The following is a 23,195-nucleotide window of genomic DNA, read 5'->3' on the forward strand; positions in this document are numbered from 1 at the left end:
CGCTGCGGCGGCGGCATCGCCGCATCGTCCACCGTGTCTTGGCCTATAGTGCGGACACCAGCCACTCCGCCCCACCACCATGCCCCTGCTCGACAGCCAACACGCCGATGAACTCAGCGCCTTGCTGGCGGTGTTCGATGCCGGGTCCTTTGTCGCGGCGGCCGCGCAGCTGCAGCGCCACCCAACGGTGCTGTCGCGCCGGCTGAGTGCGCTGGAGGCACGGTTGGGGATTCGCTTGCTGGAGCGGTCCACGCGCCAGCTGCGGTTTACCAGCGCAGGCCAGCATTTTGTGGCCCAGGTGCGCGAAGCCATGGCCTTGCTGGACCAGGCGCAGCGCCAGGCCAGCGAGGCAGCGGCCGTCGTGCGCGGGTCGCTGCGGCTGTCCCTGCCGACCAGCATGGGGCGGCGCTGGCTCAGCCCCATGGTGGCGGGGTTTGCCAAGGCCCATCCGCAGGTGGTGATGGATGTGGAATATGCCGAGCGCTTTGTCGACATCATCGGTGAGCATTTTGATGCCGCGATCCGCATCGGTTCGCTGGCCGACAGCAGCCTGGTGGCGACCCGGCTGTGCGACCACCGGCGCCTGGTCTGCGCTGCACCCAGCTATTTGGCGGAGCAGGGCTGGCCGCATATGCCGCAAGATCTGGCCCGGCACCGCTGCCTGGGCTTTACCGGGCTGCGCAGTTATCCGCATTGGCAGTTCTCGCGCGGGGCCGAATCCTGCCTGGTCAGCATCCGCGCCAGCATGGTCAGCAATGACAACGAGGCCCTGCTGGTGGCCGCACGCCAGGGCCTGGGCATCATTGCGGGCGGCGACTGGCTGCTGGGCCCCGAAGTGGCGGCCGGCCATTTGCAGGAGGTGTTGCCGCAGTGGCAGCTGCAGGCCGATGCCGGCATCTACCTGGTGCGGCCTTCCAGCCAATGGAGCAGTGCCGCATCCAGCGCCTGGCGCGACTGGGTGATTGCGCATTTTGCGCAGGGTGCGCCTTGGCGCCAGGCTGCGGGCGCTGTTTGATGGGGCTTTAGGCCAGCGCGTGGGCGGCGGCGATGCCGCTGCGCACGGCGCCTTCCAACGTTGCGGGGTAGGGCCCGTCGATGTAGTCGCCGCAGGCCAGCAGGCCGGGCGCAATCACCATGCCGGGGCGCTGCATGCCGGGCGTGCAGGCAAAGGTGGCGCGCTTTTCCACCACGGTTTTAAGGGGCTGCAAGGCCAGGCCCAGTTGGGCTTGTGCCTGGGCGATGACCTGCTGCTCGATCTCGGCGCGGTCGCCTTCGCTGGTGCTGATGACAAAGGCCAAGAGGCCGGAAGGGCCGCCCAGCTGGGCACGGTCAAACACAAACTGTGCGGGCTGGCTGGGGCTGCTGTGCAGCGCCAGCCAGGGCGCATGCAGGCTATGGCCCTGGGCGTCGGGGGCCGGGTTCCAGGCGTAGACCGTGGCAATGGCGGTATGCGTCAGGCGCCCGGCGTCGTCGGCCCAGGCCAGGGCCTCGGCATGGTCGTTGGTTGGATGGGCAAAGGCGGCTTGCACCAGGCGCGCTGCCTCCCAGGCCGGGCAGGCCAGCAGGACCTGGTCATAGTGCTGGCCCTGGAGCTGCCAGCCAGCACCGGCTTGCACCAGCTGCGGCACCCGGCTGCCCAGGTGGCAGTCATGGCCCCGGGCTTGCAGCCAGCTGGCGGCGGCAACGGGAAACAGCTGGCCCAGGTCCACCAGCGGCAGCCAGAAGTGCGAGCCTTTGTCGACCGCGAACAGGCTGTCTTGCAGCACGCGCAGAAAGACCTGGCCGCTGGCCTGGTGCAGGGGGGTGTTCAGCGCGGAGATGCACAGCGGCTCAAAGAACTCGGCCAGCAGGCGCGGGGGCAGGCCGGCACAGAGATCGGCCACGCTGGCCTGTGGCGCGCAGCGAAAGCCCTGGCGTTGCCAGGCAGCGGCCCGGCGCAGCAGATGCAGCCGCTCCAGCAAGGACCAGCCCTTGGCGGTGGCAATGCCGATCAGCGCGTCCCAGGGCGGTGCGCTGTCGGGAAAACGGATGCCCCGGCCATCGGGGTAGCGCATGGCCAGCGGCCGTTGGATGAACGACGCATCGGTGCTGACGCCTACCCGCTCCATCAGTGCGCGGCAGGCGGTGTAGGCGCCAATCAGAATATGCTGGCCGTTGTCGACGGTGATCTCCTCGCCGCTGGGCAAGGCCAAGGCCAGGCCGCGCGCGCGGCCGCCCCAGTGCGCTGAGGATTCCCAGACGGTCACTTGGTGGGCGCTGACCGAGGCGAGCTCGACGGCGGCGGCCATGCCGGCCCAGCCGCCCCCGACCACGGCGATGCGTTGGCTGCGGGCCACTTACATGCGGCCCAGAGCTTGCATGCGCCAGGCCAGCCAGAGCTTGCGCAGAGGGGTCAGGCTCACGCGCTGGTGCAGCACCTGGAACTTGTCCTGCTCGATCTCGCGCAGCAGGGTGCGGTAGATGCTGGCCATCATCAGCCCGGGCTTCTGGGCACGGTAATCGGCCTGCGGCAGCAGGGCCAGCGCCTCGTCATAGAGCTGGTGGGCGCGCTGGGCCTGAAAGCGCATCAGCGCCTCGAAGCGGTCCGAGTACTTGCGGTTGAGAATCTCATGCGCCTTCACATCGAACTGCTGCAGCTCGTTGACGGGCAGGTAGATGCGGCCGCGCATCGCGTCTTCGCCCACATCGCGGATGATGTTGGTGAGCTGGAACGCCAGACCCAGCTTGTGGGCGTACTGCGTGGTTTGCGGGCTGGTCTGGCCAAAGATGCGGGCTGCTACTTCGCCGACGACGCCTGCCACCAGGTGGCAGTAGCGCTGCAGGCCGGGAAAATCCAGATAACGGGTCTGCTCCAGGTCCATCTGGCAGCCCTCGATCACCGCCAGCAGGTGTTCGGCCTGGATCGAGAAGGCGCTGGCATGCGGCATCAGCGCCTGCATCACGGGGTGGCTGGGCTGGCCGGCAAAGCTTTTGCGGACCTCGCTCTGCCACCAGGCCAGCTTGGTCGCTGCCACGCCCGGGTCGCTCACCTCGTCGACGACATCGTCGACCTCTCTGCAAAAGGCGTAAAAGGCGGTGATCGCTGCACGCCTGTCTTTGGGCAGAAAGAGGAAGGCATAGTAAAAGCTGCTGCCGGAGGCTGCGGCCTTGTTTTGAACATACTGCTGGGGCGTGGTCATAAGCGCCGTATTGTCCCATGGGCCAGAGGCCCGGGAAGCGATTACCCCGGCGACAGCGCTCCAGCCGTTGCCGCGCCTTGCCGGGCAGGTACCTCGGGCGGGGCGCCGCAGCCTGAACTGCCTGCGGCAACGGGGTGAGCGCTTGCACAGCTTTGTTGACATTGCCCGCGGACTGCGCTGGCGGATACCAAGGCATGCAAGTTTGTTCAACGAATTCATCGAGGTAGGGTGGTGCGGGAACCAGAAGACCTGGCGTTGCCGAGGGGCCGGAAGTCTTTTGTTGCAATAGTGCCTGGTTATTGACATGTGCCCGTCCATATAATCGCGGTCGCCATGGAGCACTAGGGGGGGCATCCCGCCAGGACGCGAGGACCAAAGCCAACTACAAGTCCGGACGTTCACCGATAAGGCGGTATGCGCGAAGGCAGGTTGCGCACAATGCGATTGACGCAGTGTGTGCCGCTTATTTCTCTGCCAACCATCATGCGGGTCGCGGGCTGATCGCCATTGAGGGGGTCAGCCCGTGTTCCTTCTGGGCCTGCTTCCCATCACGTTATTGGGCGCTTGCATAATGCTGCCATGCGCATACTCCTGGTAGAAGATGATCAGATGATTGGCGAAGTGGTGCTCGATGCACTGCGTGCCGAATCCTGGGCGGTGGATTGGGTCAAGGACGGGGCGATGGCGCAGACGGCGCTGGCGACGGCCGGCTATGACCTGGTGCTGCTGGACCTGGGCCTGCCCAAGGTGGACGGGTTGCAGGTGCTGCGCGAGATGCGTGCGCGCCAGGTTCGCATCCCCGTACTCGTGGCGACGGCGCGTGATGCCATTGCCGAGCGGGTGGCGGGGCTCGATGCCGGCGCTGATGACTACATCATCAAACCCTATGACCTCGACGAGCTGCTGGCGCGCATCCGTGCGCTGCTGCGCCGTGCCAGCGGCCGGGCCGAGCCCGAGTACTGCTGGGGCCAGGTGCGGCTGGTGCCCGCCTCGCGCGAGGCCTTTGTGGCCGGGCAGCCGGTGCAGCTGTCGGCCCGTGAATGGGCGGTGCTCGAGCCCCTGATCGCCCGGCCTGGCCGCGTGCTTTCCCGCGCGCAGCTGGAGGAAAAGCTCTACTCCTGGCGCGATGACATCAGCAGCAATGCGGTCGAGGTCTATATCCACGGGGTGCGCAAAAAACTGGGCGCCGAGCTGATCCAGAATGTGCGCGGTCTGGGTTATCTGGTGCCGGTCGAGTCTCCTCCAAATGGGGAGGCCGCTTGAGCGCAGCGCTGTGGGTCGGCCGGCCTTTTTCGCTGCGTGCGCGGCTGATCTGGGCGCTGCTGGCCGTCGTGGTGGTGGCCGCCGGGCTGCAGGCCGTCAGCATTTACCGCACAGCGCGGGCGGAGACCGAGGCACTGTTCGATGTGCAGATGCAGCGCATTGCGCTGGCGCTGTCGGCCGGGCTGGCCTCCGAGGTGGCCTCGGACGCGCTGGCCGATCCGCAGGCCAAGGCGCAGGACATGATCGTGCAGATCTGGCGCTCCGACGGCATCATGCTCTACCGCTCCAGCAATTCGCGCCTGCTGCCCCAGGTTGCCGTGCTGGGCTTCAGCGATGCGCGCGCCCATGGCGTGGCCTTTCGCATCTATGCGCTGCAGACGCCGACCCAGGTCATCCAGGTGGCGCAGGAGGCGGCATCGCGCGGCCAGATGGCTGGCCAGGTGGCCTTGCGCTCCATCGTGCCGGTGCTGCTGCTGGCCCCGCTGATCATGCTGGTGGTCTGGTGGGTGGTGGCCCATACCTTGGCGCCGCTGGCGCGCACGCGCGAGCAGCTGGCGGCGCGCCAGGCCGATGACTTGTCACCGCTGGCCGACGCCGATCTGCCGCTGGAAGTGCAGCCGCTGGTGCAGGAGATGAACCTGCTGCTGGCGCGCTTGCAGGCCGCGTTTGATGCGCTGCAGCGCTTTGTCGGCGATGCCGCCCACGAGCTTCGCACACCGCTGGCGGCCCTGCGCCTGCAGGTGCAGGGGCTCGCCCGCGCGCCCGATGATGCTGCGCGGCGTGTGGCCAGCGAGCGGGTGATGGCGGGCATCGACCGGGCCACGCGCATGGTCGAACAATTGCTGCATCTGGCCCGCCAGGAGGCCGGGCAGATGCAGGCGGCGCCTGCGCAGCCGGTCGCCGTGGCCGCGCTGTGCGAGATGGCGGTGGATGAGCTGCAACCGCTGGCCCAGCAGGCGGGCTTGGCCTTGCAGCACCAGCTGGATGACACCCTCGAGCCCGTGCAGGGCCAGGCCGATGCGCTGGGCCTGTTGCTGCGCAATCTGCTGGAAAACGCACTGCGCTACACCCCCACCGGTGGCCAGGTGCTGTGCCGTTGGTACCGCGATGCGCAAGGGCAGCGCGTGCTCAGCGTCGAGGACAGCGGGCCCGGCATCGTCCCCGAGGAGCGCGAGCGGGTGCTGGACCGCTTCTACCGCGTGCCCGGCACCAGCGCGCATGGCAGCGGGCTGGGGCTGGCGATTGTCAGTGCAGTGGCACGCCAGCACGGCGCGCAACTGCTGCTGGATGCGTCGGAAGAGCTAGGCGGTCTGCGCGTGCGGGTCATCTTCTAAGAGCCACTAATACGACCCTTGATACGTCGTTGCAAAGCCTTGCCGTACTACTGTACTGCCTGCGGCTTTGCGTCTAGTCTCAACCGCAAACCTGTGGTTTGCTGGGTCGTCTTAGCGGCTCTGAGCGCAAATGGCGCAAGCTGATTCGTTGTAAATATCAGCTTATTCAATCTGCGAACTTCTAGGGTTAGCAGGGGGAGGGGGCTGTCGGTACCTAAGGGATAAAGGAGCGCACAAGAACCTCAGGAGACCGGCATGAACCCGTGGACCATCGCGCTCAGTGCAGCGCTGTTGGGGGTGTGGGGCGCTGCAGCGCAGGCCCAGCCCAAGGCTTTTCCTCAGCAGCCCATCAAGCTGGTGGTCGGGTATTCACCGGGCGGCTCGGTCGATATCGTGGCGCGGCAGTACGGGCACAAGCTCTCCGAGCTGCTGGGCCAGAGCGTGATTGTCGAGAACAAGGCCGGCGCCAGCGGTACTCTGGCCGCCAATGCGGTGAAGAACGCCACGCCCAATGGCTACACGCTGTACTTTGTCGCCAGCCCCACGATCAGCATCACCCCGGCGGTGACGAGCACCAGCTTTGACCCGGTGGCCGATTTCTCTCCGATCGGCTCGGTGGTCAAGTACACCAATGTGCTGCTGGTGGGCGCGCAGTCGCCGTTCAAGTCGCTGCAGGAGCTGGTGGCCTTTGGCAAGGCCCAGCCCGGCCAGCTGACCTATGCCTCGGCGGGCAATGGCTCGTCCAACCACCTCTCGGGCGTGCTGCTGGCCAAGTACGCGGGCATCACGATGACGCATGTGCCTTTCAAGGGCAATGCACCGGCCATGGCCGAGCTGATGGCCAACCGCGTGTCGATGTTGTTTGACCTGAACACGACGGCGGTCACGCAGGTGCAAAGTGGCAGCGTGCGCGCGCTGGCGCTGACATCGCCGCTGCGCAACCCGCAGCTTCCCCTTGCGCCGACGATGGTGGAGTCCGGCTACCCCGACTTCAATTTCGAAGGCTGGATCGGCCTGCTGGCGCCGGCCAGGACCGCACCCGAGGTGGTCGAGGCGCTGGCCCAGGTCAACCAGAAAATTCTGGCCGATGCCCGCTTTGTTGCCGACATGGAGCGCTCGGGCTATGCGATCGACCCGGTCAGTACCACCGATCTGAAAAAACGCATTGCCAGCGACTACCACTTCTTCAAGCAATTGGCCCCGGACGTTCAGGCCAGCGAGTAAACCACCATGTCACACACTTTCAATATCGGCGACCTGGTCGCCCAGTTCCTGCATGCGATCGATACCGAGCTGGTCTTCGGCATCATCTCCGTGCACAACATCCCGATCATGGATGGCATTGCCCGCCAGGGCGGTATCCGCGTGGTGATGACGCGCGGCGAGATGGGCGCAGCGCACATGGCCGATGGCTATGCCCGGCGCAGCGGCAAGCTGGGTGTGCTGGTCTCCAGCACCGGGCCGGGCGCGGCCAATACAGTGTCGGGCTTGCTGGAGGCATCGTTTGCCTCCACGCCGCTGCTGCATATCACCGGCCAGGTGCCGCGCAAGTTTCTGGGGCGCGATACCGGCGCCACCCACAATGTGCGCGACCAGCTCGGCATGCTGCAATCGGTCTGCAAGGCCAGCTACCGCATTGAGCGGGCCGAAGACGCACTGCGCATCTTGCAGCAGGCGGCCACCGAGGCGCTGGCGGCGCCGATGGGGCCGGTCAGCATCGAGATTCCGATCGATGTGCAAAAGCAGCCCATCCCGCAAAGCGATGCGGGCGCAAGCCTGGCGCTGCCGCCCATGCCCGCGCGCCCCCGGGCCAGCGATGCCGACATCGCGCAGCTGGCCGAACGCGTGCGTGCGGCGCGGCGGCCCATGCTTTGGGTGGGGCGCGGTGCCATCGATTGCGGTGCGCCCTTGCAGCAGCTGCTGGACAGGGGCTTTGGCATGGCATCGAGCTGGGCCGGGCGCGGCATTGTGCCCGAGGACCATGCCTGCAACCTGGGCGGCCTCAACGGCACCGGCGCGCCCGAGGTGATCGCCTTCTACGAGAGTGTGGATCTGATGGTGGTAGTGGGCTCGCGGCTGCGAGGCCAGGAGACCGTGGACCAAAGCCTGGCCTTGCCCAGCCAGCGTGTGCAGATCGACCTGGACCCCGCCGCCGAAGGCCGCAGCTATGACTGCGCGCAGTTTGTCTGTGGCGATGCCCGCGATGTGCTCGAACGCCTGGTGGCGGCGCTGGGCAACTACCAGGCCGAGCCCGGCTACCGCGAGCAGTTTGCCAATATGAAGCAGCGCGCCCGCCAGGCGTTTGCCGGCACCCTGGGCCCCTATGCCGGTTTTGCCGAGCAGCTCAGAAGCCAGCTGCCGCGCAATGCGGTATGGGCGCGCGATATCACCGTCGCCAACTCCACCTGGGGCAACCGCCTGTTCGAGGTCTATGGCCCCCGCGACGCCATGCACCCGGTGGGCGCTGGCATTGGACAGGGCCTGCCGCTGGGCATAGGTGCCGCCTTTGCGGCCAGGGGCGCCAAGACCGTGGTGCTGAGCGGCGATGCCGGCTTCATGATGAATGTCTGCGAGCTCTGGACCGCCATGCAGGAGCAGCTGGACATGCTGCTCATCGTCATGAACGACGCGGGCTACGGCGTGATCAAGCACATGCAGGATGCCAACTTTGGCGGCCGGCGCGTCTACGGCGATCTGGCACCGCCGGACTTTGCGCTGCTCGCCCAATCGGCCGGCATGGCCTACCGCAAGCTCGACCGGGCCGATGGCCTGGCAGAGGCGGTGGCGCAGCTGGCGGGCGCGCCCGGGCTGGCGATTCTGGAAGTGGACATGCTGGCCATCGGTGAGGCGCCGCCTTATTTTCCGTACCAAAAATCCTGAGGCCCTTGCGTCTAAGTTTCTTCTAAGTCTGGGCAGGCACATTAGCCCCATCGACACCATGCAAGTGGTATTTGGGAGTACAAAAAATGTCTGTTCCTTCTTTTCAACTCGGTTCGCGCAAACTGGTAGCTGCTTTGCTGACGGCAGGTGTGTTGGGCGGCGTGGGTGCTTCGGCACTGCAGCATGTGCAGTGGAGCGCCCATGCACAAGGCGCGCCTGCGGTGGTGGCGCAAGCGGCCCCGGCTGCGGCGCCGATGGTCAGCCTGCCCAATTTCAGCACCATCACCCAGCAGGCCGGGCCTGCGGTGGTCAACATCAGTGTGCGCGGCACGCGCAAGGTCTCGGACGATGAGGATGACGGCGACGATGCCGACGCCGCGCCCTCGGCCAACCGGGGCCAGCAGATCGACCCCAATGACCCGATGCTGCAGTTCTTCCGCCAGTTCGGCTTTGGCGTGCCGCAGCAAGGCATGCCGCGCGGGTTTGGCCGCCAGGTGCCGCAAGAGGTGCCGATGGCCGGTGAGGGCTCGGGCTTCATCATCAGCCCCGATGGCACGATCCTGACCAATGCCCACGTGGTCAAGGGCGCCAAGACGGTGACGGTCAAGCTGACCGACCGGCGCGAGTTCAAGGCCAAGGTACTGGGCTCGGACCCCAAGACCGATATCGCGGTGATCAAGATCGATGCCAAGGATTTGCCCGTTGCCAAGATTGGTGACTCCAAGGCCATCCAGCAAGGTGAATGGGTGCTGGCCATTGGCTCGCCGTTTGGCTTCGAGAACTCGGTGACTGCCGGTGTGGTCAGCGCCAAGGGCCGTGCGCTGCCCGATGACAGTTCGGTGCCGTTCATCCAGACCGATGTGGCGATCAACCCCGGCAATTCCGGTGGCCCGCTGATCAATGCCCGGGGCGAGGTGGTCGGCATCAACTCGCAGATCTACAGCAAGAGCGGCGGCTACCAAGGCCTGTCCTTTGCGATCCCGATCGACCTGGCGGTCAACATCAAGGACCAGATCGTCTCGCACGGCAAGGTCGACCATGCCCGCCTCGGCGTCGTGATCCAGGAGGTCAACCAGGCCTTTGCCGATTCCTTCAAGCTGCCCAAGCCCGAAGGCGCATTGGTGGCCAGTGTGGAAAAAGGCGGCCCCGCCGACAAGGCCGGCCTGCAGCCTGGCGATGTGATCACCGGCTACAACGGCCAGGCGATTGTCTCGTCCAACGACCTGCCTGCGGCCATTGCCACGGCGCGGCCCGGCACCAAGGCCGAGCTGCAAGTCTGGCGCGGCGGCAAGGCCACGACCTTGCAAGCCACCTTGGGCGGCAATGTCAGCAAGGGCGAGCAGGTGGCCGGCAATGAGAAGGTCGGCAAGGGCAAGCTGGGCCTGGCGCTGCGCGAGCTGACGCCCCAGGAAAAGCAGGCCAGCGGCAGCCAGCAGGGCTTGATCGTCGAGCAAGCGGCCGGGCCTGCAGCGCTGGCCGGCGTGCAACCCGGCGATGTGGTGCTGTCCGTCAACGGCGCGGCGGTGAACGGGATTGAGGATCTCCGCAAGCAGATCGCCCAGTCCGACAAGTCGGTGGCGCTGCTGATCGAGCGCAATGGCCAGAAGATTTTTGTACCCGTGCAACTGGGTTAAGAAAGGTTAGACCATGTCAAACACATTCCCCACTTGGGCAAAGGACGGCTGAGCACTGAGCCGCCTGGCCGCAAGGCCCGTAAACACTCTCCTCGGGGGTTCCCATAACCCCTTTAGGCCGGATCGCAGGATTCGGCCTTTTTTTGTGGGGACGGCAGCGGGCGAATAGCGGGCAGATAGCGGCTTACATGCGCCAGGCGCGCCACAGCATCAGCGGCACATCGCCCTTGCCAATGGTGCGGCGCTGCCACAGGCTCTGGCCTTGCAGCGCCTCGACCTTGTCCAGAATGCGCAAGCCCCCTTGCACCACCAGGCGCAGCTCCCAGCCGGCGCGGCCCGGCACGCGGTGCACCAGCGGCGCGCCTTCTTCCATCAGGCGGCGGGCCCAGGCGGCCTGGTCCATCACCAGCTGGCGCAGCGCCGGGCTGTCCTGGCGCTGCTGCATCGCGGCGGCGGTGATGCCGGCGGCCTGGCAGTCGGCATCATTGAGGTAGTAGCGGCCACGCGGAATATCGACCCCCAGGTCCTGCCAGAAGTTGATCAGCTGCAGCGCGCTGCAGATCGCATCGCTCTGGGCCAGCGACGCGACGTCGTTCACGCCATACAGATGCAGCAGCAAGCGCCCCACCGGGTTGGCCGAGCGGCGGCAGTAGTCGAGCAGCTCGGCGCGGTCGGCATAGCGCGCGCTTCGGGCGGTCTTGTCGATGTCCTGCATGAAGGCGCTGATCAAATCATCCAGCAAGGCGACCGGCAACTGCCACTGTACGATGGCGGCCTGGAGCGGCGCAAACACGGCCTGCCAGCGCGCCTGTGGCGGCTTTCCATCAGCAATATGGGCCAGCGCATCGCGGTAGGCCTGCAGCTCGGCCAGGCGGGCGGGGGCATCGGCGTCGCCCTCGTCGGCAATGTCATCGGCTGTGCGCGCAAAGTGGTAGATAGCGGCGATGGGAGGGCGCAGTGCCGGCGGACACAGCCAGGAGGCCACCGGAAAATTCTCGTAGTGGGTGACGGGCGTGGCGGCAGCCGCAGAAGAGGAGGGCGTGGAATCTTTCACAGCGCCGATGCTAGCGCATCCCGCACAGTGTGGCTGCCAAGCATTGACAGGCGGGAGCGAACTGTCTAAATTAGTGACCGTTTGGTCATTAAGGGCCCTCTGCACAGCGCGCGTCCGGGTGTTGGGCAGAGGGTCCTTGGTGCATTTCCCTCTTTTTCTTCTGCCGGGCCAGGGTCTTCTTGGCCTCTCACCGCCCGCATGCACACCATGTTCCTACCTCTTCGAGCGCCCAGCGCGCGTGCCGCAGTGCTGCTGCTGTCAATGGCGGCATTGGCCAGCTTGACGGCCTGTTCACGCCAGGAGTCCCCGCCCGAGCCGATTCGTGCGGTCAAGCTGCAAACCGTGGGCGCCGCGCCGCTGCAGGCGCAGTCGGCGTTCGCCGGCGATATCCGTGCCCGTACCGAGGCGCAACTGGGTTTCCGGGTGGCGGGCAAGGTGCTCAGCCGCAACGTGGAGCTGGGCCAGGCCATCAAGCCTGGGCAGCTGCTGGCCCAGCTCGATGGTGCTGACTACGCGCTGGCGGCCCAGGGGGCGCAGGCGCAAGTGCAGGCCGCCACCACGCAGCGTGACCTGGAAGCGGCCAACTACCGCCGCTTCAAGGAGCTGCGCGACAAGAACTTCATCAGCGCGGCCGAGATGGAGCGCCATGCGGCGGCGCTGAAATCGGCCCAGGCACAGCTGGACCAGGCCAAGGCCAACGCGGCCAGCCAAAGCAACCAGACGGCCTATACCCGCCTGGTGTCCGAGGTGGCCGGTGTGGTGACTGCGGTGAATGTGGAGCCTGGCCAGGTGGTGTCTGCCGGCACGCCGGTGCTGCGTGTGGCCAAGGATGGTGCGCGTGATGCGGTGTTTGCGGTGCCCGAAGACCGCATTGCGCAGCTCAAGCCCGGCCAGCCGGTGCAGGTCAAGGTCTGGCCTGAGGAACAGTTGCTGGGCGCGCATATCCGCGAAGTGGCAGCCAGCGCCGATGCCGCCACCCGCACCTACCAGGTCAAGGCCTCGCTGGATGCGGCGCCCAATGAGGTGCTGCCCAAGCTGGGCGCCACGGTGACCGTGCTGCCGCCCGAGCGCGCCGCTGGCGCTGACAAGGCGGCCGAGGCGATCAAGCTGCCTTTGTCGGCGCTCTGGGACAAGGCCGGCAGCACCCAGGTCTGGGTGTTTGACCCTGCCAGTTCTACCGTCAACCCCCAGGCGGTGGCGGTGGCGCGCATGGATGGCAATGACGCCGTGATCCAAAGCGGTCTGCAGGCTGGGCAGAAGGTGGTGGTAGCCGGCGTGCATGTGCTCAATGCCGGCCAGAAGGTGACGGTGTTCCAGTCCAAGTACGCAGCCTCCGCGCCTGCGCAGACCCAGGCCGATGCACCGGTGGTGAATGCGCCTGCTGCGGCAGGTGCGGCCGCAGCTGCGCCCAAGCAATAAGAGGTGACCATGCAAACACCTCAGAACACGCCGCAAGACGCTGGTCCGTCCTCGCCGGCCCCCGGTCCCGATGGCGAGAAGCACAGCAGCAGCAAGGGCTTCAACCTCTCGCGCTGGGCGTTGCAGCATGTGCCGCTCACACGCTATCTGCTCATCATGCTGCTGGTGCTGGGCATTGGCGCGTATTTTCAGCTGGGCCAGGATGAGGACCCGCCGTTCACCTTCCGTGCGATGGTGGTCTCGGCCGCATGGCCAGGCGCCACGGCCCAGCAGATGGCCGAGCAGGTCACCGACAAGGTCGAGCGCACGTTGCAGGACGTGCCCAATGCCGACAAGATCGTCAGCTACTCCAAGCCCGGCGAGATGCTGGTCATCCTGAACCTGCGCGAAGACACGCGCCCGCAGGATGTGCCGCAGACCTGGCTGGCGGTGCGCAAGAAGGTGGGCGATATGCGCGCCACCTTGCCCCAGGGCGTGCTGGGGCCCTTCTACAATGATGACTTCGGCGATGTCTATGGCGTCATCTATGCGCTGCAGGGCGAGGGGTACAGCTACGCCGAGCTCAAGGAGTATGCCGACAGCGTGCGCCAGAGCCTGCTGCGGGTCAAGGATGTCGCCAAGGTCGAACTCTTTGGTGTGCAGGACGAGAAGCTCTATATCGAGATCTCGCGCAGCAAGCTGGCCCAGTTGGGGCTGGACATGAACCAGGTCATTGCCCAGCTCGGCCAGCAAAACGCCGTGCAAAGCGGGGGCGAGGTGCAGGCCGGTGCCGACCGGGTGCAGGTCGAGGTCACAGGCGAGTTCCGCCAGCTCGACGACGTCAAGGCCATGCCGATCCGTGGGCCCAATGGCAACCAGCTCAAGCTGGGCGATATCGCCGACATCTACCGCAGCTACCTGGACCCGGCCAAGACCAAGGTGCATTACCAGGGCCAGCCGACCGTGGCGCTGGGTATCTCGATGCGCAAGGGCGGCGATGTGATTGCACTGGGCAAGCACCTGCATGAGGCGGTGGACAAGATTGTGCCCACTCTGCCCGCCGGCTTGAGCCTGGAGAACGTGCAGGACCAGCCCAAGGCCGTGTCCACGTCGGTCAACGAGTTTGTGCGTGTGCTGATCGAGGCGGTGGTGATTGTGCTGGCCGTGAGCTTTTTGAGCCTGGGCATGCACATCCGCAAAGGCAAGGATCCGTTGTGGCGCCGCATCACCTTGGACCCGCGCCCGGGGCTGGTGGTGGGCATCACCATTCCGCTGGTGCTGTGCGCCACGTTCCTGGCGATGTGGTACTGGGGCATTGGCCTGCACAAGGTCTCGCTGGGCTCGCTGATCATTGCGCTGGGCCTCTTGGTGGACGACGCCATCATTGCCGTCGAGATGATGGTGCGCAAGATGGAAGAGGGCTATGACAAGCTGAGCGCGGCCACCGCGGCCTATGACATCACTGCCAAGCCGATGCTGACGGGCACCCTGATCACGGCAGCAGGCTTCATGCCGATCGGCATTGCCAAGTCCACGACCGGTGAGTACACCTTTGCGATCTTTGCGGTGACGGTGATTGCACTGGTCATCAGCTGGGTGGCCTCGGTCTACTTTGTGCCCTACCTCGGCACGGTGTTCCTGAAGAGGCCCAAGCATGCGCCCCAAGAGCGTGAAGGTGGTGAAGGTGGCGAGCATGCGATGTTCGACACGCCTTTCTACAACCGCTTCCGCCGCACTGTCTCGTGGTGCGTGGAGCACCGCTGGCTGACGATTGGCGCCACGGTGCTGGTGTTTGCGCTGGGCCTGTTTGGCATGGGCAAGGTGCAGCAGCAGTTCTTCCCCGATTCCAACCGCACCGAGATCCTGATGGATGTCTGGCTGCCCGAGGGGTCGAGCATGGCTGCCAACGAAGAGGTGACGCGGCGCATCGAGCAGCGCATGCAGGCGCAGGACGGCATCGAGTCCGTCACGTCCTGGATCGGCTCGGGCGTGCCGCGCTTCTACCTGCCGCTGGACCAGATCTTCCCGCAGTCCAATGTGTCGCAGCTGATCCTGCTGCCCCACAGCCTGGCCGACCGCGACAGCCTGATGAAGCGCCTGCCGACCTTGCTGGCGCAGGAGTTTCCGGAGGTGCGGGCCCGCGTCAAGCTGCTGCCCAGCGGCCCGCCGGTGCCGTACCCGGTGCAGTTCCGCGTGATGGGCCAGGACCCCCAGCTGCTGCGTGCGCTGGCCAGCGAGGTGCGTGCCAAGCTGGAGGCCTCGTCCGATATGCGGGGCGTCAATGACAACTGGAACGAGTCCATCAAGGTGCTGCGCCTGGAAGTGGACCAGAGCAAGGCCCGCGCGCTGGGCGTGAGCAACCAGAGCATTGCCCAGGCCACGCGCACCCAGCTGTCGGGCAACACCATTGGCCAGTACCGCGAAGGCGACAAGCTGATCGACATGGTGCTGCGCCAGCCGGTGGATGAGCGCCAGGCCGTCACCGATGTGGGCAATGCCTATGTGGCATCGAGCAGCGGCCAGGCCATCCTGCTGTCGCAGATTGCCAAGCCCAGCTTTGTCTGGGAGCCGGGCATTCTGTGGCGCCAGGGGCGGGAGTATGCGATTACCGTGCAAGGCGATGTGGCCGCCGGCCTGCAAGGCCCGACGGTGACACAAAAGCTCTGGCCTGATCTGCAGAAGCTGCAGCAGGGCTGGGCCGACAAGGGCCTGAACCAGTACCGCATCGAGATTGCCGGTGCGGTGGAGGAAAGCGCCAAGGGCTCGGACTCCATCATGGCGGGCATGCCGATCATGGTGTTCATCGTGTTCACCTTGCTGATGCTGCAGCTGCACAGCTTCAGCCGCTCGGTGCTGGTCTATATCACCGGCTTCCTGGGCATTGCAGGCGTGACTGCGGCCCTGCTGCTGCTGAACCGGCCCTTTGGCTTTGTCGCCTTGCTGGGCGTCATCGCACTGATGGGCATGATCCAGCGCAACTCGGTGATCCTGATCGACCAGATCGAGGCCAACCATGCCGCCGGCCTGTCGACCTGGGATGCGATTGTCGAAGCGGCCACCCACCGCTTGCGCCCGATTGCGCTGACCGCTGCAGCCGCCGTGCTGGCGATGATTCCGCTGTCGCGCAGCATCTTCTGGGGGCCGATGGCCGTCGCCATCATGGGCGGCCTGGTCGTTGCCACGGTGCTGACCTTGCTGGCGCTGCCGGCGATGTATGCGGCCTGGTTCCGCGTGAAAAAGGAGCACAGCGACGTGCCACTGTCGGCTGCCGTTTGAGTGGCTTGCCAGGGACCCTCGGCATAACCCTCGCCAAGCGGGATGGACGCGGATCGGGATGAGATGCAAGGCGTCTTTTGCAGTCAATAGCGAGCTATTGACAAGGAAGACAACGCAGCAGATCGCCCGAGACCGCGTTCAGACCACGGCAGGGAGTTATGCAGAGGGTCCCTTAGCGAGTTTTTGCCGAGGTTTGCCCAAGGCAGCAATGGCTTGCATTAGAATCGTGGATTGACCTAAAAGCAGGCAGTTGGCTGGCAAGCCGGCTGCAGCTGTAACCGCGCGGGTGGCGAAATTGGTAGACGCACCAGGTTTAGGTCCTGACGCCAGCAATGGTGTGCGGGTTCGAGTCCCGCCCCGCGCACCAAAATTTGATAGCAGAAGGTGCAAGCACCATCTGCTGTTGCAGTGCATATGAGCCGAATTTCCAACAGGAGATTCGGCTTTTTTCTTGGCGTTTTGCGCCAGCGGCTGCCGGTATCAGGGTCTGACCCTGCGCCATGGCGGTATTGGCATCCAGGAAAAGAGCTGGCTTTATATATAATGTTCGGTTTCGGTCGATGGCGCCTTGCGCTGCACCGCTTTCGTGACAACGGTGGTTTTTGCCGGGTCACGCCAGGTGTTGCTTGCTACTGAATGCGCTGTCATCGTTTGATTTTTGGGTGTGCTGGGCTTAGGGCCAGTCGCCTATCTACTGGGACCCCAGGTTGTAAAACGGTGCCAATCCCCGTTGATGCCATCCCCGATGTGACACGGACAGTCCTCGCATCGGACGCAAGCTTTGCCGCTTGCAGGCTGGCTTGAATGGCGTTTGCACACCGTGGCCGGAAGGGTTCGTGCCTAACTAGGATTAACCATGGCAGTGAATGTTGAAACCCTTGAAAAGCTCGAGCGCAAAATTTCGCTGAGCTTGCCTCTCGCATCCGTGCAAACCGAAGTGGACAGCCGCCTGAAGCGCCTGGCCCGCACCGTGAAGATGGACGGCTTCCGTCCCGGCAAGGTGCCGATGAACGTGGTGGCACAGCGCTATGGCTATTCCGTTCAGTACGAAGTGCTCAACGAGAAGGTCGGCGAGGCGTTTGCCAAGGCCGCCAACGAAGCCGAACTGCGCGTGGCCGGTCAGCCCAAGATCACTGAAAAAGAAGGCGCACCTGAGGGTGAGCTGGCATTTGATGCCGTGTTCGAAGTGTTCCCCGAAGTCAAGATCGGTGACCTGGCTTCCGCGGAAGTCGAGAAGCTGGCTGCCGACGTGGACGACGCTGCCATCGAGAAGACCATCGACATCCTGCGCAAGCAGCGTCGCACCTTCGCCCAGCGCCCAGCCGATACGGCTGCCATTGATGGCGACCGCGTGACCGTGGACTTCGAAGGCAAGATCGACGGCGAACCCTTCGCTGGCGGCAAGGCTGAAGCATTCCAGTTCCTGATCGGCGAAGGCCAGATGCTCAAGGAATTCGAAGACGCAGTGCGCGGCATGAAGACCGGCGAATCCAAGACTTTCCCGCTGGCATTCCCTGAGGACTACCACGGCAAGGAAGTGGCTGGCAAGACCGCCGACTTCCTGGTGACCGTCAAGAAGGTGGAAGCCGCCAACCTGCCCGAAGTGAACGAAGCACTGGCCAAGTCCCTGGGCATTGCTGACGGCTCCGTCGAAGGCCTGCGCGCCGACATCAAGAAGAACCTGGAGCGTGAAGTCAAGTTCCGCGTTCAGTCGCGCAACAAGCAAGCCGTGATGGAAGCCCTGGTGTCCAAGGCTGAGCTGGACCTGCCCAAGGCCAGCATTGACGCCGAAGTCGGCCGTCTGCTGGAAGGCGCCCGTGAAGAGCTGAAGCAACGCGGCATCAAGGACGCTGAAAAGGCGGAAATCCCTGCTGACGTGTTCCTGCCCCAAGCCGAGCGCCGCGTGCGTCTGGGCCTGGTGGTGGCCGAACTGGTCAAGGCCAACAAGCTGGAAGCCACGCCTGAGCAGATCAAGGCCCACATCGACGAGCTGGCATCGAGCTACGAGAAGCCGGAAGACGTCGTGCGTTGGTACTTTGGTGACCGCCAGCGTCTGGCCGAAGTCGAAGCCGTTGTGATCGAAAACAACGTGACTGAATTCGTGCTGGGCAAGGCCAAGGTCAGCAACAAGACCGTGTCCTTCGACGAACTGATGGGCCAGCAAGGCTGATAAGCGCGCGGGGCGGCCATGGCCGCCAGCGCGGCGGCCAGCTGAAAACAGGGGCTTGTGCTTTTGGGCGCAGGCCCCATTTTATTGGGGTACAGTTAGCGCAGTCACAGTGCATTGACGCTAGCTTCCACCTATCCTGAACGGAGATGTAATGAGCGCACAAGATATTCAGAACTTGGGTTTGATCCCGATGGTGATCGAGCAATCGGGCCGTGGTGAGCGCTCGTTTGACATTTACTCGCGCCTGCTCAAGGACCGCGTGATTTTCCTGGTCGGTGAAGTCAACGACCAGACCGCCAACCTGGTGGTCGCCCAGATGCTGTTCCTGGAAAGTGAAAACCCCGACAAGGAGATTTCGCTCTACATCAACTCGCCTGGCGGCAGTGTGACGGCCGGCATGGCCATTTACGACACCATGCAGTTCATCAAGCCACAGGTCTCGACGATGTGCCTGGGCTTTGCCGCGAGCATGGGTGCTTTCCTGCTGGCCGCTGGCGAGAAGGGCAAGCGCTACTCGCTGCCCAACTCCAAGATCATGATCCACCAGGTACTCGGCGGCGCCCGTGGCCAGGCGACGGACATCGAAATCCATGCCCGCGACATCATCCGCACCAAGGAGCAGATGAACCGCATCCTGGCCGACCGCACCGGACAGCCCTACGACAAGGTCAAGGCCGACACCGAGCGTGACTACTTCATGACGGCGCCCGAAGCCCAGGAGTACGGTTTGGTCGATACTGTGGTAGAAAAGCGCCCATAAACCCGCTTTTCCGGACAAGCGGCCCCAACCCTACCGGTTGAGGCCGCTTTGTAGTTGGTTATCATTGTTTCCACATAGATTCGATTGAAGGCATTGCCCCCATGGCCGAGAAAAAAGGCTCATCCAGCGAAAAAACCCTGTACTGCTCCTTCTGCGGCAAGAGTCAGCACGAGGTGAAGAAACTCATTGCCGGACCGTCGGTGTTCATCTGCGATGAGTGCATCAACCTCTGCAACGACATTGTGCGCGACGAGGTGGCGGCAGAAGGCAAGGAGGGCGAGAAGGCCAAGGGCAATGATCTGCCGACACCGGCCGAGATCAAGGCCACCCTGGACAACTATGTCATCGGCCAGGATCCTGCCAAGCGCACATTGGCGGTAGCGGTGTACAACCACTACAAGCGCTTGGCGCACAAGGACAAGGCGGGCAAGGACGATGTGGAACTGGCCAAGAGCAATATCTTGCTGATCGGCCCCACCGGCTCGGGCAAGACCTTGCTGGCCCAGACGCTGGCCCGCCAGCTGAACGTTCCCTTTGTGATGGCCGACGCCACCACGTTGACGGAAGCGGGCTATGTTGGCGAGGATGTCGAGAACATCGTGCAAAAGCTGCTGCAAAGCTGCAACTACGATGTCGAGCGGGCCCAGCGCGGCATCGTCTACATCGACGAAATCGACAAGATCACGCGCAAGGCGGACAACCCCTCGATCACCCGCGATGTGTCGGGCGAAGGCGTGCAGCAGGCGCTGCTCAAGCTGATCGAGGGCACGATGGCCTCGATCCCGCCCCAAGGCGGGCGCAAGCACCCGAACCAGGATTTCCTGCAGGTGGACACGACCAACATCCTGTTCATTTGCGGCGGCGCGTTTGCCGGGCTCGAGAAAGTCATCGAGAACCGTTCCGAAGCATCGGGCATCGGTTTCAGTGCCACCGTCAAGAGCAAGCAGCAGCGCTCCATCTCCGAGGCGTTCCGCGACATCGAGCCGGAAGACCTGATCAAGTTCGGCATCATCCCCGAGCTGGTAGGCCGTCTGCCGGTGGTCACTGCGCTGGCCGAGCTGTCGGAAGACGCGCTGGTCCAGATCCTGACCCAGCCCAAGAACGCGCTGGTCAAGCAGTACAACAAGCTGCTGGGCATGGAAGGCGTGGAGCTGGAAGTGCGCCCCGATGCGTTGACCGCGATTGCGAAGAAGGCACTGGCCCGCAAGACCGGTGCCCGGGGGCTGCGCTCGATTCTGGAGCAGTCGCTGATGACGACCATGTTCGATCTGCCGACCACCGACAATGTGGCCAAGGTCGTGGTCGAAGAGGCGACGATCAACGAAGGCAAGCCGCCCCTCCTGGTCTACCGGGAAGCGGCAAAGAAGGCCTGATGGGCCTGATGGCAGAGTGCCCCGCCGGGACTCTGCCATCTGTGTTTTTACGAGGGTCGCCTGGCGCTGCCGGGCTGTATCCAAAGGGCTTGAGAGTGTATTTGCCGGCCTGCACCCGCCCCGGCCCCTGGTTTTTGATGGCCAAGGGTTGAAAAATCACTTTTACGAATCATCTTCGTACAAGTTTCAAAAGGATTTTCATGTCCGACAACCACACCCCTTCCTCCCATTCCCTGGAATTGCCCATGCTCCCGCTGCGGGACGTGGTCGTTTTTCCGCACATGGTGATCCCGCTGTTCGTTGGCCGTCCCAAGAGCATCAAGGCCTTGGAGACCGCGATGGAGGGCGACCGCAAGATCATGCTGGTGGCCCAGAAGACGGCCGCCAAGGACGATCCCACCGTCAACGACATGTTCAACGTTGGTTGCGTCTCGACCATTCTGCAGATGCTCAAACTCCCCGATGGCACCGTCAAGGTGCTGGTCGAGGGCGTGCAGCGCGCGCTGGTGCAGGAGATTGCGGAAGGCGAGGACTACTTCACCGCCCGGATCGAACCGGTAGAGGCCGGCGACAGCGCCGACAAGGCCAGCGAGATCGAGGCCCTGCGCCGCGCCGTGATGCAGCAGTTTGACCAGTACGTCAAACTGAACAAGAAGATCCCGTCCGAGATCCTGACCTCCATCTCCGGCATCGATGATGCCGGCCGTCTGGCCGACACCATTGCCGCCCACCTGCCGCTGAAGCTGGAGAACAAGCAGGCCGTGCTGGAGCTGCAAAAGGTGCAGGACCGCCTGGAAAACCTGTACGACCAGCTCGAACGCGAAGTCGACATCCTCAATGTCGACAAGAAGATCCGTGGCCGCGTCAAAAAGCAGATGGAAAAGAGCCAGCGCGACTTCTACCTGAACGAGCAGGTCAAGGCGATCCAGAAGGAGCTGGGCGAGGGCGAGGACGGCGCTGATCTGGAGGACCTTGAGAAGAAGATCAAGCTCGCCAAGATGACGCAGGATGCGCGCAAGAAGGCCGAAGGCGAGCTCAAGAAGCTCAAGCTGATGTCGCCGATGTCCGCCGAAGCCTCGGTGGTGCGCAACTACATCGAAACCCTGGTGAACCTGCCCTGGGGCAAGAAAACCAAGGTCAAGAAGGACCTGGTGGTGGCCGAGGACGTGCTCAACGAAGACCACTATGGCCTCGACAAGGTCAAGGACCGCATCCTCGAATACCTCGCGGTGCAGCAGCGCGTCGACAAGGTCAAGGCACCGATCCTGTGCCTGGTCGGCCCACCTGGCGTCGGCAAGACCTCGCTGGGCCAGTCGATTGCCAAGGCCACCGGGCGCAAGTATGTGCGCATGGCGCTGGGCGGCATGCGCGACGAGGCCGAGATCCGGGGTCACCGCCGCACCTACATCGGCGCGATGCCAGGCAAGGTGCTGCAGAACCTGTCCAAGGTCGGCACGCGCAATCCGCTGTTCCTGCTCGATGAAATCGACAAGCTGGGCATGGATTTCCGGGGCGACCCGTCCAGTGCCTTGCTGGAGGTGCTCGACCCCGAGCAGAACAGCAAGTTTGGCGACCACTATGTGGAAGTCGACTTCGACCTCAGCGATGTGATGTTTGTCGCCACCTCGAACTCGATGAACATCCCGCCGGCATTGCTGGACCGGATGGAAGTGATCCGCCTGGCCGGTTACACCGAAGACGAGAAGACCAATATCGCGATGCGCTACCTGCTGCCCAAGCAGATCGAGAACAACGGCGTCAAGGCCGGTGAACTCGAGTTGCGTGAGGACGCCGTGCGCGACATTGTGCGCTACTACACCCGTGAAGCCGGTGTGCGTTCGCTCGAGCGTGAACTGTCCAAGATCTGCCGCAAGGTGGTCAAGAACATCCAGCTGGGCAAGGCGCAGGCACCGGTGCAGGTGACGGCCGACAATCTGCCCGACTACCTGGGCGTGCGCAAGTTCACGTATGGCCATGCCGAGCAGAAGAACCAGGTGGGCCAGGTCGTGGGTCTGGCCTGGACCGAGGTGGGCGGCGATCTGCTGACCATCGAAGCAGCAGCCATGCCCGGCAAGGGCGTCATCAACCGCACCGGCTCGCTGGGCGATGTGATGAAGGAGTCGGTCGAGGCGGCCCGCACCGTGGTGCGCAGCCGTGCGCGCTCGCTCGGTATCCGCGATGACGTGTTTGAAAAGCGCGACATCCACATCCACGTGCCCGATGGCGCCACCCCCAAGGATGGCCCCAGCGCCGGTGCCGCGATGACGACCGCGCTGGTGTCGGTGCTGACCGGGATCCCGGTGCGCGCCGATGTGGCGATGACTGGCGAGATCACCTTGCGTGGTGAAGTGACGGCCATCGGTGGCTTGAAGGAAAAGCTGCTGGCTGCGCTGCGTGGCGGCATCAAGACCGTGATGATCCCGGAAGAGAACGTCAAGGACCTGGCCGAGATCCCCGACAACGTCAAGAGCGGTCTGGAGATCGTGCCGGTGCGCTGGATCGACAAGGTGCTGGAAGTGGCGCTCGAAACCACGCCTGCGCCGCTGAGCGACAGCGATGCGCCAGCTGCAGAACCTGTGCCTGTGGTGCCGGCCGCTGCGGTGGCTGCCACTGCCGCCAAGGCCGCGCCAGCGCGCCGCTCGCGTGCCGTCAAGCACTGACGGGCTGCGGTCCTGACCGGAAAACCGGCCCGTCATCAAAAACGGGCCGGTTTACCAAAAAGACCAAAAAATATGCGTTACAATGCATACCATCGCGGAGCCCGGTATATAATAGCGGACTTCCGGTAAAGCGGATATGCGGGAATAGCTCAGTTGGTAGAGCGATACCTTGCCAAGGTATAGGTCGACGGTTCGAACCCGTTTTCCCGCTCCA

At 64.3% G+C, this 23,195-nt stretch carries 15 protein-coding genes and 2 tRNA genes; 14 read left to right on the forward strand and 3 right to left on the reverse strand.

Translation table 11 applies throughout. The features are described 5' to 3' along the window. Window positions 1-79: 79 nt before the first annotated feature. The gene (locus AB7A72_RS19045) at window positions 80-1,015 is read left to right on the forward strand and encodes a LysR family transcriptional regulator (RefSeq protein ID WP_369460831.1); all 936 of its coding nucleotides are present in this window, start codon (window positions 80-82) and stop codon (window positions 1,013-1,015) included. A gap of 7 nt (window positions 1,016-1,022) precedes the next feature. On the opposite strand, the gene hpnE is transcribed toward AB7A72_RS19045, so the two are convergent. Together hpnE and hpnD are read right to left on the reverse strand one after the other, a co-directional pair. Continuing rightward, window positions 1,023-2,336: a hydroxysqualene dehydroxylase HpnE gene (hpnE, locus tag AB7A72_RS19050; protein WP_369460832.1), complete on the reverse strand. Its 1,314-nt coding sequence runs from the start codon at window positions 2,334-2,336 to the stop codon at window positions 1,023-1,025. Then, on the reverse strand, window positions 2,337-3,179 hold the full coding sequence (gene hpnD, locus AB7A72_RS19055; RefSeq protein ID WP_133855478.1) for a presqualene diphosphate synthase HpnD: 843 nt from the start codon (window positions 3,177-3,179) through the stop codon (window positions 2,337-2,339). A gap of 579 nt (window positions 3,180-3,758) precedes the next feature. On the opposite strand from hpnD, the gene AB7A72_RS19060 reads away from it, so the two are divergent. The 5 genes from AB7A72_RS19060 (at window position 3,759) to AB7A72_RS19080 (ending at window position 10,290) form a co-directional block, all read left to right on the forward strand. After that, window positions 3,759-4,442 carry a response regulator gene (locus AB7A72_RS19060; protein WP_369460833.1) on the forward strand — a complete coding sequence of 228 codons (684 nt, stop codon included), beginning with the start codon at window positions 3,759-3,761 and terminating at the stop codon, window positions 4,440-4,442. Beyond that, window positions 4,439-5,776, forward strand: coding sequence for an ATP-binding protein (locus AB7A72_RS19065; RefSeq protein ID WP_369460834.1), 1,338 nt, complete (start codon window positions 4,439-4,441; stop codon window positions 5,774-5,776). The genes AB7A72_RS19060 and AB7A72_RS19065 overlap by 4 nt, the downstream gene beginning before the upstream one ends. 255 nt (window positions 5,777-6,031) lie before the next feature. Beyond that, window positions 6,032-7,000, forward strand: coding sequence for a Bug family tripartite tricarboxylate transporter substrate binding protein (locus AB7A72_RS19070; RefSeq protein WP_369460835.1), 969 nt, complete (start codon window positions 6,032-6,034; stop codon window positions 6,998-7,000). Window positions 7,001-7,006: 6 nt separating this feature from the next. Continuing rightward, window positions 7,007-8,656, forward strand: coding sequence for a thiamine pyrophosphate-binding protein (locus tag AB7A72_RS19075; protein WP_369460836.1), 1,650 nt, complete (start codon window positions 7,007-7,009; stop codon window positions 8,654-8,656). An 86-nt stretch (window positions 8,657-8,742) separates the two neighbouring features. Further along, on the forward strand, window positions 8,743-10,290 hold the full coding sequence (locus tag AB7A72_RS19080; protein ID WP_369460837.1) for a DegQ family serine endoprotease: 1,548 nt from the start codon (window positions 8,743-8,745) through the stop codon (window positions 10,288-10,290). A gap of 184 nt (window positions 10,291-10,474) precedes the next feature. Here the strand turns inward: AB7A72_RS19080 and hpnC are convergent, their stop codons facing one another. Next, the gene (gene hpnC, locus AB7A72_RS19085; protein WP_407064999.1) at window positions 10,475-11,353 is read right to left on the reverse strand and encodes a squalene synthase HpnC; all 879 of its coding nucleotides are present in this window, start codon (window positions 11,351-11,353) and stop codon (window positions 10,475-10,477) included. Between the two features lie 198 nt (window positions 11,354-11,551). On the opposite strand from hpnC, the gene AB7A72_RS19090 reads away from it, so the two are divergent. The 8 genes from AB7A72_RS19090 (at window position 11,552) to AB7A72_RS19125 (ending at window position 23,195) form a co-directional block, all read left to right on the forward strand. Then, window positions 11,552-12,763, forward strand: a complete 1,212-nt coding sequence (locus tag AB7A72_RS19090) for an efflux RND transporter periplasmic adaptor subunit (RefSeq protein WP_369460839.1) — start codon at window positions 11,552-11,554, stop codon at window positions 12,761-12,763. Window positions 12,764-12,772: 9 nt separating this feature from the next. Further along, on the forward strand, window positions 12,773-16,018 hold the full coding sequence (locus tag AB7A72_RS19095) for an efflux RND transporter permease subunit (RefSeq protein WP_369460840.1): 3,246 nt from the start codon (window positions 12,773-12,775) through the stop codon (window positions 16,016-16,018). Window positions 16,019-16,298: 280 nt separating this feature from the next. Further along, a tRNA-Leu gene (locus AB7A72_RS19100) sits at window positions 16,299-16,385 on the forward strand. Window positions 16,386-16,874: 489 nt separating this feature from the next. Continuing rightward, complete coding sequence (gene tig / locus AB7A72_RS19105) at window positions 16,875-18,188, forward strand: trigger factor (RefSeq protein ID WP_313333554.1); 1,314 nt, start codon at window positions 16,875-16,877, stop codon at window positions 18,186-18,188. Between the two features lie 151 nt (window positions 18,189-18,339). Beyond that, window positions 18,340-18,948, forward strand: coding sequence for an ATP-dependent Clp endopeptidase proteolytic subunit ClpP (gene clpP / locus AB7A72_RS19110; RefSeq protein ID WP_239809109.1), 609 nt, complete (start codon window positions 18,340-18,342; stop codon window positions 18,946-18,948). 101 nt (window positions 18,949-19,049) lie between these two features. After that, on the forward strand, window positions 19,050-20,321 hold the full coding sequence (gene clpX, locus AB7A72_RS19115) for an ATP-dependent Clp protease ATP-binding subunit ClpX (protein WP_312530911.1): 1,272 nt from the start codon (window positions 19,050-19,052) through the stop codon (window positions 20,319-20,321). 200 nt (window positions 20,322-20,521) lie between these two features. Beyond that, window positions 20,522-22,981, forward strand: coding sequence for an endopeptidase La (gene lon / locus AB7A72_RS19120; protein WP_239809107.1), 2,460 nt, complete (start codon window positions 20,522-20,524; stop codon window positions 22,979-22,981). Window positions 22,982-23,119: 138 nt separating this feature from the next. Next, window positions 23,120-23,195, forward strand: a tRNA-Gly gene (locus tag AB7A72_RS19125).

Origin of the sequence: Comamonas sediminis, assembly GCF_041107495.1 — a bacterium.
Classification (GTDB): Bacteria; Pseudomonadota; Gammaproteobacteria; order Burkholderiales; family Burkholderiaceae_C; genus Comamonas; species Comamonas sediminis.